Source organism: Pseudomonas sp. GW821-FHT04D07, assembly GCF_059420225.1.
Genome location: NZ_JBWKTH010000009.1, coordinates 141,345 through 155,228 on the forward strand (window position 1 = coordinate 141,345; position 13,884 = coordinate 155,228).

At 61.1% G+C, this 13,884-nt stretch carries 16 protein-coding genes and 1 pseudogene; 6 read left to right on the plus strand and 11 right to left on the minus strand.

The features are described 5' to 3' along the window. Positions 1-21: 21 nt before the first annotated feature. Together AC07T0_RS13995 and AC07T0_RS14000 are read right to left on the minus strand one after the other, a co-directional pair. Complete coding sequence (locus tag AC07T0_RS13995) at positions 22-399, minus strand: cupin domain-containing protein (protein ID WP_495001735.1); 378 nt, start codon at positions 397-399, stop codon at positions 22-24. 47 nt (positions 400-446) lie between these two features. After that, a complete protein-coding gene (locus AC07T0_RS14000) occupies positions 447-1,280 on the minus strand; it encodes an AraC family transcriptional regulator (protein WP_495001736.1) in 834 nt (277 codons plus the stop codon). A 214-nt stretch (positions 1,281-1,494) separates the two neighbouring features. On the opposite strand from AC07T0_RS14000, the gene selD reads away from it, so the two are divergent. Together selD and mnmH are read left to right on the plus strand one after the other, a co-directional pair. Continuing rightward, positions 1,495-2,529, plus strand: coding sequence for a selenide, water dikinase SelD (gene selD / locus AC07T0_RS14005; protein WP_495001737.1), 1,035 nt, complete (start codon positions 1,495-1,497; stop codon positions 2,527-2,529). Next, positions 2,529-3,626 carry a tRNA 2-selenouridine(34) synthase MnmH gene (mnmH, locus tag AC07T0_RS14010; RefSeq protein WP_495001738.1) on the plus strand — a complete coding sequence of 366 codons (1,098 nt, stop codon included), beginning with the start codon at positions 2,529-2,531 and terminating at the stop codon, positions 3,624-3,626. Before selD ends, mnmH begins: the two co-directional genes overlap by 1 nt. 83 nt (positions 3,627-3,709) lie before the next feature. Here mnmH and AC07T0_RS14015 read toward each other — a convergent pair whose 3' ends face one another. Beyond that, positions 3,710-4,765, minus strand: a complete 1,056-nt coding sequence (locus AC07T0_RS14015) for a permease (RefSeq protein ID WP_495001739.1) — start codon at positions 4,763-4,765, stop codon at positions 3,710-3,712. A gap of 235 nt (positions 4,766-5,000) precedes the next feature. Continuing rightward, the gene (locus tag AC07T0_RS14020) at positions 5,001-5,438 is read right to left on the minus strand and encodes an Lrp/AsnC family transcriptional regulator (protein WP_177097263.1); all 438 of its coding nucleotides are present in this window, start codon (positions 5,436-5,438) and stop codon (positions 5,001-5,003) included. 145 nt (positions 5,439-5,583) lie between these two features. Between AC07T0_RS14020 and AC07T0_RS14025 the strand changes: the two genes are divergently transcribed. Next, on the plus strand, positions 5,584-6,477 hold the full coding sequence (locus tag AC07T0_RS14025) for a DMT family transporter (protein ID WP_495001740.1): 894 nt from the start codon (positions 5,584-5,586) through the stop codon (positions 6,475-6,477). 196 nt (positions 6,478-6,673) lie between these two features. On the opposite strand, the gene AC07T0_RS14030 is transcribed toward AC07T0_RS14025, so the two are convergent. Continuing rightward, entirely contained in the window at positions 6,674-7,462 is a 789-nt protein-coding gene (locus AC07T0_RS14030; protein WP_495001741.1) for an SDR family NAD(P)-dependent oxidoreductase, read from the minus strand. 102 nt (positions 7,463-7,564) lie between these two features. Here AC07T0_RS14030 and AC07T0_RS14035 point away from each other — a divergent pair, with 102 nt between their 5' ends. Further along, positions 7,565-8,125: a TetR/AcrR family transcriptional regulator gene (locus AC07T0_RS14035; protein ID WP_495001742.1), complete on the plus strand. Its 561-nt coding sequence runs from the start codon at positions 7,565-7,567 to the stop codon at positions 8,123-8,125. A gap of 28 nt (positions 8,126-8,153) precedes the next feature. Here AC07T0_RS14035 and AC07T0_RS14040 read toward each other — a convergent pair. The 3 genes and pseudogenes from AC07T0_RS14040 to AC07T0_RS14050 all read right to left on the minus strand — a co-directional run. Continuing rightward, a pseudogene (locus AC07T0_RS14040) lies at positions 8,154-8,516 on the minus strand (AEC family transporter); the annotation flags it as partial. A 51-nt stretch (positions 8,517-8,567) separates the two neighbouring features. Next, on the minus strand, positions 8,568-9,632 hold the full coding sequence (gene ada, locus AC07T0_RS14045; protein WP_495001743.1) for a bifunctional DNA-binding transcriptional regulator/O6-methylguanine-DNA methyltransferase Ada: 1,065 nt from the start codon (positions 9,630-9,632) through the stop codon (positions 8,568-8,570). A gap of 105 nt (positions 9,633-9,737) precedes the next feature. After that, complete coding sequence (locus AC07T0_RS14050) at positions 9,738-10,439, minus strand: 2OG-Fe(II) oxygenase (RefSeq protein WP_495001744.1); 702 nt, start codon at positions 10,437-10,439, stop codon at positions 9,738-9,740. 199 nt (positions 10,440-10,638) lie between these two features. Here AC07T0_RS14050 and AC07T0_RS14055 point away from each other — a divergent pair, with 199 nt between their 5' ends. Further along, positions 10,639-11,238 (plus strand): flavin reductase family protein, encoded by a 600-nt coding sequence (locus tag AC07T0_RS14055; protein WP_495001745.1) that lies wholly within the window; start codon positions 10,639-10,641, stop codon positions 11,236-11,238. A 1-nt stretch (position 11,239) separates the two neighbouring features. Here the strand turns inward: AC07T0_RS14055 and AC07T0_RS14060 are convergent, their stop codons facing one another. After that, positions 11,240-11,881 (minus strand): LysE family translocator, encoded by a 642-nt coding sequence (locus tag AC07T0_RS14060; RefSeq protein ID WP_495001746.1) that lies wholly within the window; start codon positions 11,879-11,881, stop codon positions 11,240-11,242. Positions 11,882-11,903: 22 nt separating this feature from the next. Next, on the minus strand, positions 11,904-12,872 hold the full coding sequence (ftrA, locus tag AC07T0_RS14065; RefSeq protein WP_495001747.1) for a transcriptional regulator FtrA: 969 nt from the start codon (positions 12,870-12,872) through the stop codon (positions 11,904-11,906). 99 nt (positions 12,873-12,971) lie between these two features. On the opposite strand from ftrA, the gene AC07T0_RS14070 reads away from it, so the two are divergent. Continuing rightward, the gene (locus AC07T0_RS14070; protein WP_495001748.1) at positions 12,972-13,406 is read left to right on the plus strand and encodes a rhodanese-like domain-containing protein; all 435 of its coding nucleotides are present in this window, start codon (positions 12,972-12,974) and stop codon (positions 13,404-13,406) included. A gap of 142 nt (positions 13,407-13,548) precedes the next feature. On the opposite strand, the gene AC07T0_RS14075 is transcribed toward AC07T0_RS14070, so the two are convergent. Further along, positions 13,549-13,860 (minus strand): hypothetical protein, encoded by a 312-nt coding sequence (locus AC07T0_RS14075; protein WP_495001749.1) that lies wholly within the window; start codon positions 13,858-13,860, stop codon positions 13,549-13,551. Positions 13,861-13,884: the final 24 nt, after the last annotated feature.

Sequence of the window (13,884 nt, forward strand, 5' to 3'; positions counted from 1 at the left end):
GCTCTCGGATCTACAGGCATCTCAGACCCAGACGTCATTACTCGCCGTCATTTCCCCACCTTCGTCCCCGGTATTGACCACCCCGCGTGGTTCGATCAACAGCATCCTGACCTCGCGCTCGGCGAACGGCTTGTGTTCGACGCCCTTGGGCACCACCAGCATTTCGCCGGCCGCCAGATGCACCTGGCGGTCGCGAAAGTCGATGCGCAGCACGCCTTCCAGGATGATGAATGTCTCATCAGTGTCGGCATGGGAATGCCAGACGAAATCGCCTTCGATCTTCACCACCTTGAACTGATAGTCGTTCATTTCGGCGATCACCCTGGGTTTCCACTTGTCATCGAACAGAGCAAGTTTCTGCGCGAAATTGATGGGCGAAGGGAGGTGCGGAGTATTCATGGGCCAGATCTCTGAGGGAATGATTCAAGACCCAGCCTAGCTGCGCTTCAGCGTCGACCGCTTGTACGATTGTGCAGGCTCTGCATGGTCAGCCAGCGTCCCGGCGACAGGCCGAAGGTTTTGCCGAACTGGCGGGTCATGTGGCTCTGGTCGGTAAAGCCGGCGATCAATGCGGCTTCGGCGAGTGATCGACCCTGAACCAGCAGGGATCTGACGAGGTCCAGGCGGCGCATACTCAGGTAGCGATAAGGACTGGTGCCGAACAGCATTCGGAAATCACGTGACAGGTTCCAGCGATCGCGCCCGCTGTGTTCGGCCAGCTCATCGAGGCTGACCGTGCGATCGAGGGCGCTGTGGATGTACTCCCTGGCCCGTTCCGCCGCCTGGTAATCGAAGCTGCGCTGCTGCCGGGGTGCGCCGCTGAGCGTATTCAGGGTCTGGGCCAGGTCGAATAGCGCGTCTTCCTCCTCCAGTGGATCGAGGGCGTTATCCATGCCCTGCAGCAGAGCTTCGGTGGCCCGGCGCAGGCGCGGATCGTCGCTGATGCCGCCTGGAACAAAAGGCAGGGGCTGCCCGCCCAGCGCCGACTGGATCAAGGAGGGTTGCACGTAGACCATGCGGTACTTGAAGCCATCCCGCGTCCCGGCCTCGCCGTCGTGAACCTCATCCGGGTGCAATACCAGGGTGCCGCCGGGCAGGCTATGGCGCTGGCTACCGCGATATTTGAAACTCTGCACGCCGGACAACGTGCGGCCGATAGCGTAGGTGTCATGACGATGAGGGGTGAAGCCATGGCCGGCAAAGAACGCTTCAATGCGCTCCAGCGGACTGGATTGTGGGGCCCGTCGGACCCAGTCGGTCATTGCTGTGTGCTGATCCATATGGCCTGCTGCTCCCTTTACCGTGCGAAGTGAGCAGATGGTAAAGGAAAACGCCGTTCAATCCTTCACTCGACCTCCCTCGATCTCCACCTCCGTGCCAACTGGCGGGGGAAGCACACTGGTGGTCGCAGGCGCACTGAGCCCTGCCTGATCCGGGCCGGGTGCCGGTGGGTCTGTTAAACTCGACGAATTTGAAACGGATTGAGGTGTACCGATGAGCGAACCGATTCGTCTGACCCAGTACAGCCACGGCGCCGGCTGCGGCTGCAAGATCTCGCCCCAGGTGCTGGAAGTCATCCTGGCCGGCAGTGGCGCGCAGAACCTCGACCCGAAACTCTGGGTCGGCAATGCCTCGCGCGACGATGCCGCGGTGTATGCCATCGATGAAGAGCGCGGAGTGGTCTCCACCACCGACTTTTTCATGCCGATCGTCGACGACCCCTTCGATTTTGGCCGGATTGCCGCCACCAACGCTATCAGCGATATCTACGCCATGGGCGGCGATCCGATCATGGCCATCGCCATTCTTGGCTGGCCGGTGAACGTGCTGGCCCCGGAAATCGCCCGTGAAGTGATTCGCGGCGGTCGTGCGGTGTGCGACGCGGCGGGGATCCCCTTGGCCGGCGGCCACTCCATCGACGCCCCCGAGCCGATTTTCGGTCTGGCGGTGACCGGTCTGGTGGAGAAACGCCATATGAAGCGCAACGACACCGCGACCGCCGACTGCAAGCTGTACCTGACCAAACCCCTGGGTATCGGCGTGCTCACCACCGCGGAAAAGAAAGGCAAGTTGCGCAGCGAAGACCTGGGCGTGGCCCGGGACTGGATGTGTACCCTGAACAAACCCGGCAGTCGTTTCGGTAAGCTGGCGGGCGTAACCGCGATGACCGACGTCACCGGCTTCGGTCTGCTGGGTCACCTGGTGGAAATGGCCGATGGTAGTGGCCTGACCGCGCGTATTGTCTACGAACAGGTGCCGCGCCTGCCGATGGTCGAGTATTACCTGGACCAGGGCTGCGTTCCCGGCGGCACCCTGCGCAATTACGACAGCTACGCCAGCAAGGTCGGCCCCCTGCGCGAGTTGCACAAGCGCGTGCTTTGCGACCCGCAGACCAGTGGTGGATTGCTGGTGGCGGTCAACGCCGAAGGCGAGGCCGAGTTCCTCGCCGTGGCCGCCGAACTGGGCCTGAGTCTGGAGCCCATTGGCCAACTGGTGGCGCGACAGAGCCACGCGGTAGAGGTGTATTGATGTCCGTTGATATCACCGACTACCGCCGTTTGTTTCTCAATGACACACCGATGATGGATACCCGGGCGCCTGTCGAGTTCGACAAGGGTTCCTTTCCCGGGGTGGTCAACCTACCGCTGATGACCGACCTCGAACGGCAACGGGTGGGGACTTGCTACAAGCAGCACGGCCAGCAGGCCGCCATCGTCCTCGGGCACCAGTTGGTTTCCGGCGAGATCAAGGCGGCCCGGTTGCAGGCCTGGATCGATTTCACCCGCGCCCATCCCGACGGCGTGTTGTATTGCTTCCGTGGCGGGCTGCGCTCGCAGATTGTCCAGCAGTGGCTCTTTGAGGCGGGGATCGATTTTCCGCGGGTGGGCGGTGGCTACAAGGCCATGCGCAGCTTTCTGCTGCAAACCGTCGAGCAGGCCGTGGCCCAGGCCGACTTCGTCTTGCTCGGGGGCATGACCGGCACGGGCAAGACCGATGTGATCGTCCAATTGGAAAACAGCTTGGACCTGGAAGGCCACGCCAACCATCGTGGCTCCAGCTTTGGCAAACGCGCCACCGGCCAGCCGTCGAATATCGACTTTGAAAACCGCCTGGCTGTGGACCTGCTGAAGAAGCAGGAGCGGGGCATCGAGTCCTTTGTGCTGGAAGATGAAAGCCGCATGGTGGGGCGTTGTGCCTTGCCATTGGTGCTGTACCAGGGGATGCAACGGTTTCCCGTGGTCTGGCTGGAGGACAGCCTGGAAAGCCGGGTCGAGCGCATCTTGCGCGACTATGTGGTTGAGCTTTGCGCGGAATTTGTCGGCGTGTATGCCGAACAGGGTTTCCAGTTGTTTGCCGAGCGCCTGCTGGGCAGCCTGGACAACATCCACAAGCGCCTTGGTGGCGAGCGGCACCAGCGGCTGAAGGCCTTGATGCAGGCGGCGCTGGAGGCACAGGAAGGCAGCGGCGCGGTGGATCTGCACCGGGGCTGGATCGAAGGTTTGCTGAACGAATATTACGACCCGATGTACGCCTTCCAGCGTGAAAGCAAAGGCGAAAGGATCGAGTTTTCCGGGGAGCAGGCGGCGGTGCTGGAGTATCTCAGGAGCCGCCGCCAACAGGGTTGAATAGGCACCTGCCAAATTTCTGGAAACCCACGGAGCCTGTAGGAACGGTCGGTCGACGCTCCTACAGGGTTTCGCGGCGTTTTTTACAAGACCAGCATGGCCACCAGCCCGCTGAGCACACCCACCAGCGTTGTCAACACCGCCACGGTCACCAGCACCTTGGCGTCGAATTCCTTGCGCAGCATCAGCAGCGACGGCAGGCTGATGCTCGGCAGGGTCATCAGCAGCGCCACCGCCGGCGCGGTGCCCAGGCCCAGGGTCATCATGGTCTGCACGATGGGAATTTCAGCCGCTGTCGGAATCACGAACAAGGTCCCGATCACTGCCAGCGGCACCAGCCACAGCAGGCTGTTGCCCATGGCGCCATCTACGTGAGGAAACAGCCAGACCCGCGCCGCGCCGAGCAACAACACCGCCAGGATATAGATCGGGATGGTGGTCCAGAACAGTTGCCACAGGGTCTTGCCCCAGCGCGCCATGAAGCTGCGCTGGTCCGCACTGCTGGCATCGACCACGGCTTCCACCGCCGCTTCCGGCAGGATTTCCGGGCGAGCCACCCGTTGTGCCGCCAGTGAAACCCCCAGCACCAGCACCAGGCCCGCTACCAGTCGGATCGCGGTGAAACCCCAGCCCAGTACGAAGCCCATGAACACCAGGGTTGCCGGGTTGAGCACCGGGTTGGCGATCCAGAACGCCAGCGCCGCGCCCACCGAGACATTCTGCCGACGCATCCCGGCGGCCACCGGTGCCGCGCAGCACGAACACATCATGCCGGGCAGGGCGAACAGTCCGCCGCGCAGGGTCGAGGCGAAACCGGCGCGACCGAACAGGCGCAGCAACCAGTCGCGGGGAATCAGTACTTGCAACAGCGAGCCGAGAATCACCGCCAGCACCGCGGCTTTCCAGATCGCCAGGAAATACACCTGGGCATAGGCCAGCGCAGCGGCGACCGGCGAGGCCGGATTGTCGTTGATGATCGAGGCGCCGATGCTGTGGCTGTCGGCGGCAACGAAGGCCTTGGCGTAGTAGGGCGACCACTTGACGTAGTACAGGCCGATGGCGGCGACGGCGAGAAACAGCAGCGGTTTCCACCAGAGCGACCAGCCTCGGTCGGGGACGGCTTGGGTAAGAGTGGGCATGGGGAGGGTATCCGGTGGATGAAAGATGATGGGTGAATGATAACCCAGACGCAGGCCTTCGCCAGCCGCTGGACCCCACGTATGTTGAAGGTTTCGGCCTATCAGGGTGTGGGCGACTTCTTATAGCGTGCCGACCCTGTACCGTCGCCGGCTCACGCACGTCGGGCGACCTGCTTGACGGCGCATTTCCCGGGGCCTGGGTCTGCTTTTTCGCGACGGCGCCGGGCCGGTTATTTCAAGTCATCGGCGGCAAGCGGCGCTTGATCGGTGTCTTCTTGACGATCGCGGTATTGGTTTCGGCATGGTGGTTGAGCCGGTCCAGCAGCGTATCGAGTTGCTCCATGTCGCGCACATGCAGGCGAGCGATAAAACAATCGTCGCCGGTCACCTTGTCGCATTCGGTGAACTGGGGAATCGCCTGGATCTGCCGCTCGACTTCCTGCAACTGGCCGGGCAGGGGGCGAATACGCACGATGGCCTGCAACAGGTAGCCGAACGATTTGGGTTCTACATCGACGGTGTAGCCCTTGATCACGCCACGCTCTTCCAGCCGGCGCAAGCGTTCCGCGACGCTGGGGGAAGACAGGCCGCTGACCTGCGCCAGGGCCTTGAGCGAGCTGCGCGAGTCGCTCATCAGGGCGCTGATCAACAAGTGGTCGATTTCGTCGGTCATGGCTGCCTCGTTAGGTCAATCATTAAAATTGCCTTGATAAGAAAGGCGAAAGCAGAGTCTAGCCTATTTCTGCTACTGGTGAAGCGTGCAGGCGACTTGGCATACTTTTGCCCTCTGCCAAGGGCCTATTCACAGGAACTCACTCATGAATACATCACTGCATAGCGGCTCGCTGGAAATGGTCGCGGCCATGTTGATCTCGGGGACCATCGGCTGGTTCGTGCTGGTGTCCGGCCAGCCGGTGCTGGACGTGGTGTTCTGGCGCTGCCTGTTCGGGGCCCTGACCTTGCTGCTGATCTGCGCCGTCATGGGCTTTCTGCGCCCGGGCATCCTGACCCGCACCACCTTCCTGCTGGCGGTGCTCAGTGGCATGGCGATCGTCGGTAACTGGGTACTGCTGTTCGCCTCCTATTCCCGGGCTTCGATTGCCATCGGCACGGCGGTCTACAACGTCCAGCCGTTTATGCTGGTGGGCCTGGCGGCGCTGTTTCTCGGCGAGAAGATCACTGCGCAGAAACTGTTCTGGTTGGGCCTGGCCTTTGTCGGGATGCTGGCGATTGTCAGTGCCCACGGGCAGCCGGGAGAGCACGGTGGCGAGTATCTGCTGGGCATCGGCCTGGCGTTGGGGGCGGCGTTGTTGTACGCCATTGCCGCTCTGATCATCAAACGCCTGACGGGCACGCCACCGCACCTGATTGCCCTGGTCCAGGTCTGCACCGGGGTGTTGTTACTGGCGCCCTGGGCGCATATTTCGGCGTTCCCGCAACAGGTGAGTGCCTGGGGTAGCCTGCTGACCTTGGGGCTGGTCCATACCGGCGTGATGTATGTGCTGTTGTACGGTGCGATCCAGAAACTGCCAACGGCGATGACCGGGGCGTTGTCCTTTATCTACCCGATTGCGGCGATCTTCGTCGACTGGTTCGCCTTCGGTCATCAGTTGGTGTTGGTGCAGTGGCTCGGGGTGATTGCCATCCTGCTGGCCGCGGCGGGGATGCAGCAGGGCTGGACGCTGGGTTTCAAGCGGGTGCTGGTGCGCTGATGTTGCAGGAGCCGCAGTTCACCAGGTTCAGGTTTGACGCCGCACTGTAGGAGCCAGCTTGCTGGCGATGACGTCAGCAAGAGCGGTGCAAGGCTTGCGGGCCTCATCGCCAGCAAGCTGGCTCCTGCAATGAGCGTGTTGGCCGCAGTGGCCGGGTCAGGGTCAAAACGCTCTCTATTGCGCAGAGACATTGACCTCAGACGCCATTGCGATAACGCGCCGCCGGCAGCACCTGCAGGTAGTTCGGCAGCATTGCCAGGCGAGCGGCTTCCAAGGCTTGCCACTGACCTTCATCGGGCAGCGGTGGAATGGTCACGGTTTCACGACGATCAAAGCCCACCAGCGCCGCATCCACCAGGTCATCGACTTCCATGACCGCCGACAGATCCTCGATCCGTTTGCCCGAGCGCTCCCAGATTTCGGTGCGGGTGGCGGCCGGGAGGACGGCCTGCACATACAAACCCTTGGCGCCGAGTTCGATATTCAGCCCTTGGCTGAAGAACAGCACAAAGGACTTGGTCGCCCCATAGACCGCCATCTGCAGTTCCGGCGCCAGGCCCACCACCGAGGCGATGTTGATGATCGAGCCCGTGCCGGCCTGGACCAGGCGTGGCGTGATGGCACTGGTCAGGCGGGCGAGGGCGGTGATGTTGAGGTTGATGACCTGGCTCACCGCATCCGGTGTCTGTTCCAGGAAAGTCCCGGCTCCGGCCATCCCTGCGTTATTGATCAGAATGCCGATAGTCGCATCGTCGCGAACCCGCGCCTCGATACGGGCCAGATCAGCGGCGTTGGTCAGGTCGGCCTGGAGCACATCCACCGAAACCCCGGTTTCCCGCCGCAGCCGTTCGGCCAGGCTGTCCATGCGCGCTTTATCCCGGGCCACCAGCACCAGAGCATGACCGCGCTTGGCGAAGCGGTCGGCATAAACGGCACCGATACCGGTGGAAGCGCCGGTGATCAGAACGGTGGGTTTGACTGTCATGACGGTAATCCTCAGCGGGTTGATTTATTCATGACAATTGTCATGTTTAACAAATATGATGGCTGTCATGTATACTGTCAAGCCTATTAGCGGAGGTTTCCAATGAAGGTCAGTCGCGAGCAGGTGGCAGAGAACCGGCGCAATATCCTTGAAGCCGCCGGTCGGCTGTTTCGGGCCAAGGGTTATGAGGCGGTCACGGTGTCGGAGGTGATGAAGGCGGCCGGGCTGACCCATGGCGGCTTCTACGGGTATTTCGCCTCGAAGGACGATCTCGTGGCTCAGTCCCTGGCCCATGTGTTTTCGACGGCGGTGCCGGCGGGCGCCGACCTGACTGCTTATGTCACGCAGTATCTGAGTGCCGCGCACCTGAAGGACTGTGCCGGCGGCTGTCCGATGGCCGGGTTGGCATCGGAAACCAGCCGCCAGGCCCCCGAGGCACGGGCGCAGATGACCGGGAGCATTCGTCGTCAGATCGAGCGCTTGGGCCAGCATATGCCCGGTGCCACGGCCGAGGAAAAGCGCCGCGCCGCCACTGGCAGTTGGGCTGCGATGGTCGGTGCCATGGTGCTGGCGCGGGTCTGTGATGACCCACTGTTGGCCGATGAGCTGCTCAGTGACACGCGCAAGTGGCTATTGGCGCAGGATGTGGCGTCCGGGGATTAGGACCTCAGTTGCCGATCACGTACAGACAGATCGACAGCGTCACCAGTGATCCCAGCGTGGAAAACAAGATGGTGCTCGACACCACCGAGAGCGCCGGTTCCAGGCCATTCTGACCGAGCACCATCACGCATAACGGAATCCCGATATAGCCGGTATTGGCGTAGGACGCGCTGAGGGCATCGATGCTTGCGTCGGCGAAATGCCCGGCCTTGCGCCAACGCAGCAACAAGGTCAGGACAAACATCGCCAAGGTGCTGAGGGTAAAGGCCAGGACAAAGCCCGGGTGCCGGATCTGTTCCCAGGTCGCCGTGGCCTTGAACAGCCATGCTGGCAGGCACAGCCAGACCACCATGCGATTGATTTCCGAGGCCGCGTTGGGTCCCAGGCGGTTCAACACACCGTGTTACCTGAGGGGGCGCCGCACACCCTGTATGGTTGCGAACTAGTGTGCCTCCCGATCAAGCAACTGCCGTTTGCGCTCGACGCCCCAGCGATACCCTGAGAGGTTACCGTCGCTGCGCACCACCCGATGACAGGGAATCGCCACGGCCAGGCAGTTGGCGCCACAGGCCTGAGCCACGGCGCGGAAGGATTTCGGCGCACCGATCATCTGCGCGATATCGGCATAACTCGCGGTACTGCCCACCGGGATGTTGCGCAATGCCTGCCAGACCCGTTCCTGAAAGGCCGTGCCGCGCAGGTCCAGCGGCAGATCCAGGCCAATGGCCGGGGCTTCGATAAAGCCCACTACCTTGGCGATCAGTTGCTCGAAATCGGTGTCGCCGCCGATGAAATGGGCCTGTGGGAATTTGTCCTGCAGGTCCTTGGCCAGCACATCCGGATCATCACCGAGCAGGATCGCGCAGACACCTCGATCACTCTGGGCCACCAGGATCGCCCCCAGCGAGCACTGGCCGATGGCGAAGCGAATATCGGTGTTGGTGCCGCCGGCGCGATAGTCGCTGGGTTTCATGCCCAGAACGCCATCGGACGCTTCGTAGAAGCGGCTACTGGCGTTGAACCCGGCTTCGTACAAGGCCTCGGTGACCGAGCCGCCGCGTGCCAGCTGCGCCCGTAGTTTGCCGGCGCGGTGGGCCGTCGCGTAGGCCTTGGGCGTCAGACCGGTGACGGCCTTGAAGACCCGATGGAAGTGGAAGGGGCTCAGCCCCAGTTGTTCGGCCAGGGGATTGAGCGAGGGCGAGGTTTCAGACGCATCGATAAGCTGACAGGCCCGAGTCACCAGGGCCACGTGTTGCTCATTGATCGAGGTCTGGTCGGCGGCGGCCCGCCGGCTTGGCCGGTAACCGGCGGCCTCAGCTTGCTCGGAGGTCTCGAAGAATTCGACATTTTCCGGATTGGGCCGACGCGCGCCACTGCTCGGGCGGCAATACACACCTGTGGTCCTGACGCCGTAGACGAAGCTCCCATCGGCGCTGGCGTCTCGCGCCAGTACCGCTTGCCAGCGCGGATCATTTTCCACGGGTTGTCCCTGGAGCGAAGTTTTCATGGTGTTCTCCTGTCGGAAGATTCAGTTCTCGCTCAGCTTATGCGGGTGGCGAGACGGGAAAACTCCGAGTCTTGCGGTTGAATTCTACTGCTAGTGGATGAGATGTCAGGTGGCGTCATGAAAGATGATGCCCAGGGTATGCCGTTGGCCTGAGTTCACCCGGCTGACGCCGTGGCGCATATTCACGCGATAGAACCCTCGCGTGCCGTGCACCGGGCGTTGGGATACGGCAAAGATCACCGCATCGCCCTGTTTCAGCGGGACCACCTGGGGACGGCTCTGCATGCGCGGACGTTGCTCGGTGAGGACGAACTCGCCACCGCTGAAGTCTTCTCCCGGTTGGGACAGCAAGATGGCGACTTGCAATGGAAACACCTGTTCGCCGTACAGGTCCTGGTGCAGGCAGTTGTAGTCGCCGGCTGCGTACTGCAGCAGCAAGGGCGTGGGGCGTTGCTGGCCGGCGTCATGACAACGCTGGAGCAGGGCCTGGTGTGTCTCGGGAAACGATCCGGCTATATGCATGCGCTCGTTCCAGTCATTGGCAATCGTTGCCAGAGGTGGGTAGAGCGTGGTGCGCAACTGTTGAACCAGCGCCGGGAGCGGGTAGGCGAAGTATTGGTATTCACCCTGACCGAAACCGTGGCGGGCCATGACGACCCGGGAGCGGAAAGACTCTTTGCGCGGGTACAGGGCGGCGAGTTCCAGGCATTCTTCGGGGTTTAGCAGATTGGGCAACAGGGCATTGCCTTGCTGGTCCAGGTCGCGACGGATCGCCGGCCAATCCAGTGATTGTATTCGGGTGTGCATGAGACTGCCTCCAGGCGTATCCGGTAAGGCGTGCAGTCTAGAAAGGCCGCCGAGCGCGAACACTCCGACTCTTGCGGTTGAATTGTTCAGGCAGCGGCAGACACGAAACGATGCAGTTTCTTTGGCCGAGGGGGGCTGTGTTTCCCTGGTGTGCTCCCCTAGGATGTTCCTTTTGTATTTTTGTCAGGAAACATTGCTTATGTCCGCCGTCCATCGTCTTGCCGTGCCCTTGTCCAAAGCCTATCGCCTGCTCAATCACGGTCCTACGGTGCTGGTCAGCGCTGCTCACGATGGCCAGCGCAATATCATGGCGGCGGCCTGGGCCATGCCTCTGGATTTCGACCCGCCGAAGATTGCAGTGGTGATCGACAAGTCCACCTGGACACGGCGTTTGCTGGAAGCCTCGGGGACCTTCGTGGTCAACGTGCCTTGTGTGGCCCAGGCCGATGTCGTGCAAACCGTCGGCACAACCTCCGGCCTTGAGCTGACCCAGAGTCATAGCCGTGACAAGTTCGATGCCTATGGCCTGGAAACCTTCAAGGGCGAGAAGATCGATGCGCCAATGCTGGAGGGCTGTGTTGCCTGGTTGGAGTGCCGCTTGCTGCCGGAGCCGCATAATCATGAGCAGTACGATCTGTTCCTGGCCGAAGTTATTTCAGCCCAGGCTGATTCGCGGGTATTTAGCGAAGGGCGCTGGCATTTTGCGGGGCACGATGAGTTGCGTACCTTGCACCACGTGGCCGGCGGGCACTTCTTGAAAATCGGCGACGCGGTGGACGGTGAAATCCTGCGTCCTTGACTCAGCGATTCGCCATCAGATGAGCGCCGAACAGCAGGTAGCAAGTCCCGGCAAAGCGATCCAGGCCTTTGCGGCAGCGGCTGTAGAAGGCTGACATCCGTGTACTGGCAAACACCAGGGCCACGCTGGTGTACCAGCAGAAGGACAGACCGCTCATGATCGCGACGGCCATGGCCAGCAGCGGGGCGGGTGGGGAACTGGGCATGGTGGTGGCGAAGATGGTCGCGACGAACAGTGCGGACTTGGGGTTGGTCATATTGCCCAGCAGGCCTCGGCTATAGGCCGAGAGCAGGCTGCGTTTGGGTTCGTGGAGTGTGGGTTGCTGGCCGGGATTGGTGGGTTGTTTGCGCACGAACAGCTTGATGCCGAGGTAGATCAGGTAAGCGCCACCGGCGATCTTCAGTGCCAGGTACAGCGATGGTGCGGCGGTAAACAGCGACTTGATCCCCAACCCGCCGGCCAGGCCCCAGAGAATAGTCCCGGTGGCGACACCCAGTGCGCAGACCACGCCATGCTTGCGCGAGTTACCGGCGGCGAGCTGGGCGGTGGTGAAAAAATTGGGGCCTGGCGTGACCACCGCGACGGCCCAGAGCAGGGCGAGGGAGATCAAGGGGCCTGCGTACATCAAGTTCTGGGTATCCATGGGGGAGGTGCCTCACTGGTCTTCAATGTCTGTGTGCTTGCCCGAAGCGTTCGCGATAAACCGAAGGTGGCAAACCGACCAGGCTGCGAAACGCAACCCGAAAGCTTTCGACGGAGCGATAACCGCATTGTTCGGCGATACGGTCGCTGCTTTCATTGCCACTTTCCAGTAATTCTCGGGCTCTGGCCAGTCGTTCGTGTTGCAACCAGGCTTTGGGGGTGATGCCGGTTGCCTCGCTGAAGCGTCGCAGGAAGGTACGCTCGCTCATGGCGGCTTGGCTGGCGAGTTGGCGGACCTCCAGCGGTTCATGCAGGCGTTCCCGGGCCCATTGCATGACCCGTGACAGATCATTGCGTGGCGTACGACCGACCGGCGCCGGAATGAATTGCGCCTGGCCACCGGTGCGCTGAGGCGACATGACCAGTCGCCGGGCCACGGTATTGGCTACCTGGGTGCCGAAGTCACGAGCGACCAGATGCAGGCAGGCATCGATACCGGCCGCGCTGCCAGCTGAGGTGATGATTTGCCCAGCGTCGACATACAACACATCGGGATTCACCTCGATAGCAGGGAAGCGCTCGGCGAGTTCTTCTGTGTAACGCCAATGGGTGGTCGCCTGTCGGCCATTCAACAGGCCGGCTGCAGCCAGTACGAACACCCCCGAACAAATGGAAACGATCCGCGCACCTCGGGCATGAGCCTGTTGCAAGGCCTCGATGAGTTGCGCAGGAGGTGGCTCGGTACGGCTGCGCCAGCCGGGAACGATGAGGGTTCGTGCGTCTTCAAGTTGTTCCAACCCTCCGTCGGTCAGCACCTGGATACCGCCCATGGCCCGCATCGGTCCGGGATCGACACCGACGATACGGTGCTCATACCAGGGAAAGTCGAACTCAGGGCGCGGCAAGCCGAAGATCTCCACGGCGATGCCGAATTCGAAAGTGCAGAGGCCATCGTATGCCAGGATCGCGACCAGACCGGGAAAGGAATTCATATGGCGGAAACTTACCAGTAAGTGTCTTGTGCGCCACTGTAGCGATAATGATGAACTGGATAAAGTCCTTTCACCCCCACTGATTGGAGCACCCACACCATGGTAAGCCTGGTTCGTCGTATCCCTGCCGCCCATTCGGCGATTGCCTTGAAGCATTTCAGTCTCCGCCTGACCTTGGAAACTGATTGTTCCGACGTGCATGCCAGCCAGCAGGATGGCGCGCTGGATTTCGTGCTGGTGGATGTGCGGGGTGAGTCGGCCTTTGCACAGGGGCATGTGCCCGGGGCGATCAATATGCCCCATCGGTTGATGACCGCCGAGTACCTGGCGCAATACCCGCGCGATACCTTGTTTGTGGTCTATTGCGCGGGCCCGCATTGCAACGGCGCCCACCGTGCGGCGGTGAAACTGGCTGCGCTCGAGTATCCGGTGAAGGAGATGATGGGCGGGGTGATGGGATGGCTGGATGAGGGCTTCGGCCTGGCAGGTGAGCAGGTGCTGCAACGGGAGTTAGGGGTTGCTTGTGCGTGTTGAGATTTTGGTTTGTAGTTGATGTGTGGTCCCGGTGAGCAGTCATCGGGATTTTTGCTGAGGAGTCTTTTCTGGTGCCAAATTAGTTGCAGTTATATTTTCTTGTTTTTGTGACCGAAAAATAAAATATCATCGATTTTAAATTTCAAGATTTTGGTGTCTCGCGCCATTTCATATAGAAGGCTTCCTGTTCTTCTCGGCTGTTGGTGAGGTCGTTTTCCTCGTAGTCAAAAATGTCTACTAAATCTTTTGGTGAAGACGGTTTTCCTAGTGTCAATTCATACGCTTTTATTCCAAGGGGCATTTGTGATGACATGCTCGATGGGCGAACATTTATTTTTGAGCCCTTGCAGAGAAAAGTTATATTTTGATGTTCTTTTCTGATTTTTCCGAGGCATTCATAGAAATCGTCGGCGATGTAGGTTTCTTCTGGGGTGCTATTTATGATGAGTTTCATGGATGTTGTTTTGGTGTCGCATAC

Bases quoted from the DNA above. Each gene is read 5' to 3' on its own strand.
- AC07T0_RS13995 (WP_495001735.1), bottom strand. From the start codon at position 399: ATGAATACTCCGCACCTCCCTTCGCCCATCAATTTCGCGCAGAAACTT.
- AC07T0_RS14000 (WP_495001736.1), bottom strand. From the start codon at position 1,280: ATGGATCAGCACACAGCAATGACCGACTGGGTCCGACGGGCCCCACAA.
- selD (WP_495001737.1), top strand. From the start codon at position 1,495: ATGAGCGAACCGATTCGTCTGACCCAGTACAGCCACGGCGCCGGCTGC.
- mnmH (WP_495001738.1), top strand. From the start codon at position 2,529: ATGTCCGTTGATATCACCGACTACCGCCGTTTGTTTCTCAATGACACA.
- AC07T0_RS14015 (WP_495001739.1), bottom strand. From the start codon at position 4,765: ATGCCCACTCTTACCCAAGCCGTCCCCGACCGAGGCTGGTCGCTCTGG.
- AC07T0_RS14020 (WP_177097263.1), bottom strand. From the start codon at position 5,438: ATGACCGACGAAATCGACCACTTGTTGATCAGCGCCCTGATGAGCGAC.
- AC07T0_RS14025 (WP_495001740.1), top strand. From the start codon at position 5,584: ATGAATACATCACTGCATAGCGGCTCGCTGGAAATGGTCGCGGCCATG.
- AC07T0_RS14030 (WP_495001741.1), bottom strand. From the start codon at position 7,462: ATGACAGTCAAACCCACCGTTCTGATCACCGGCGCTTCCACCGGTATC.
- AC07T0_RS14035 (WP_495001742.1), top strand. From the start codon at position 7,565: ATGAAGGTCAGTCGCGAGCAGGTGGCAGAGAACCGGCGCAATATCCTT.
- ada (WP_495001743.1), bottom strand. From the start codon at position 9,632: ATGAAAACTTCGCTCCAGGGACAACCCGTGGAAAATGATCCGCGCTGG.
- AC07T0_RS14050 (WP_495001744.1), bottom strand. From the start codon at position 10,439: ATGCACACCCGAATACAATCACTGGATTGGCCGGCGATCCGTCGCGAC.
- AC07T0_RS14055 (WP_495001745.1), top strand. From the start codon at position 10,639: ATGTCCGCCGTCCATCGTCTTGCCGTGCCCTTGTCCAAAGCCTATCGC.
- AC07T0_RS14060 (WP_495001746.1), bottom strand. From the start codon at position 11,881: ATGGATACCCAGAACTTGATGTACGCAGGCCCCTTGATCTCCCTCGCC.
- ftrA (WP_495001747.1), bottom strand. From the start codon at position 12,872: ATGAATTCCTTTCCCGGTCTGGTCGCGATCCTGGCATACGATGGCCTC.
- AC07T0_RS14070 (WP_495001748.1), top strand. From the start codon at position 12,972: ATGGTAAGCCTGGTTCGTCGTATCCCTGCCGCCCATTCGGCGATTGCC.
- AC07T0_RS14075 (WP_495001749.1), bottom strand. From the start codon at position 13,860: ATGAAACTCATCATAAATAGCACCCCAGAAGAAACCTACATCGCCGAC.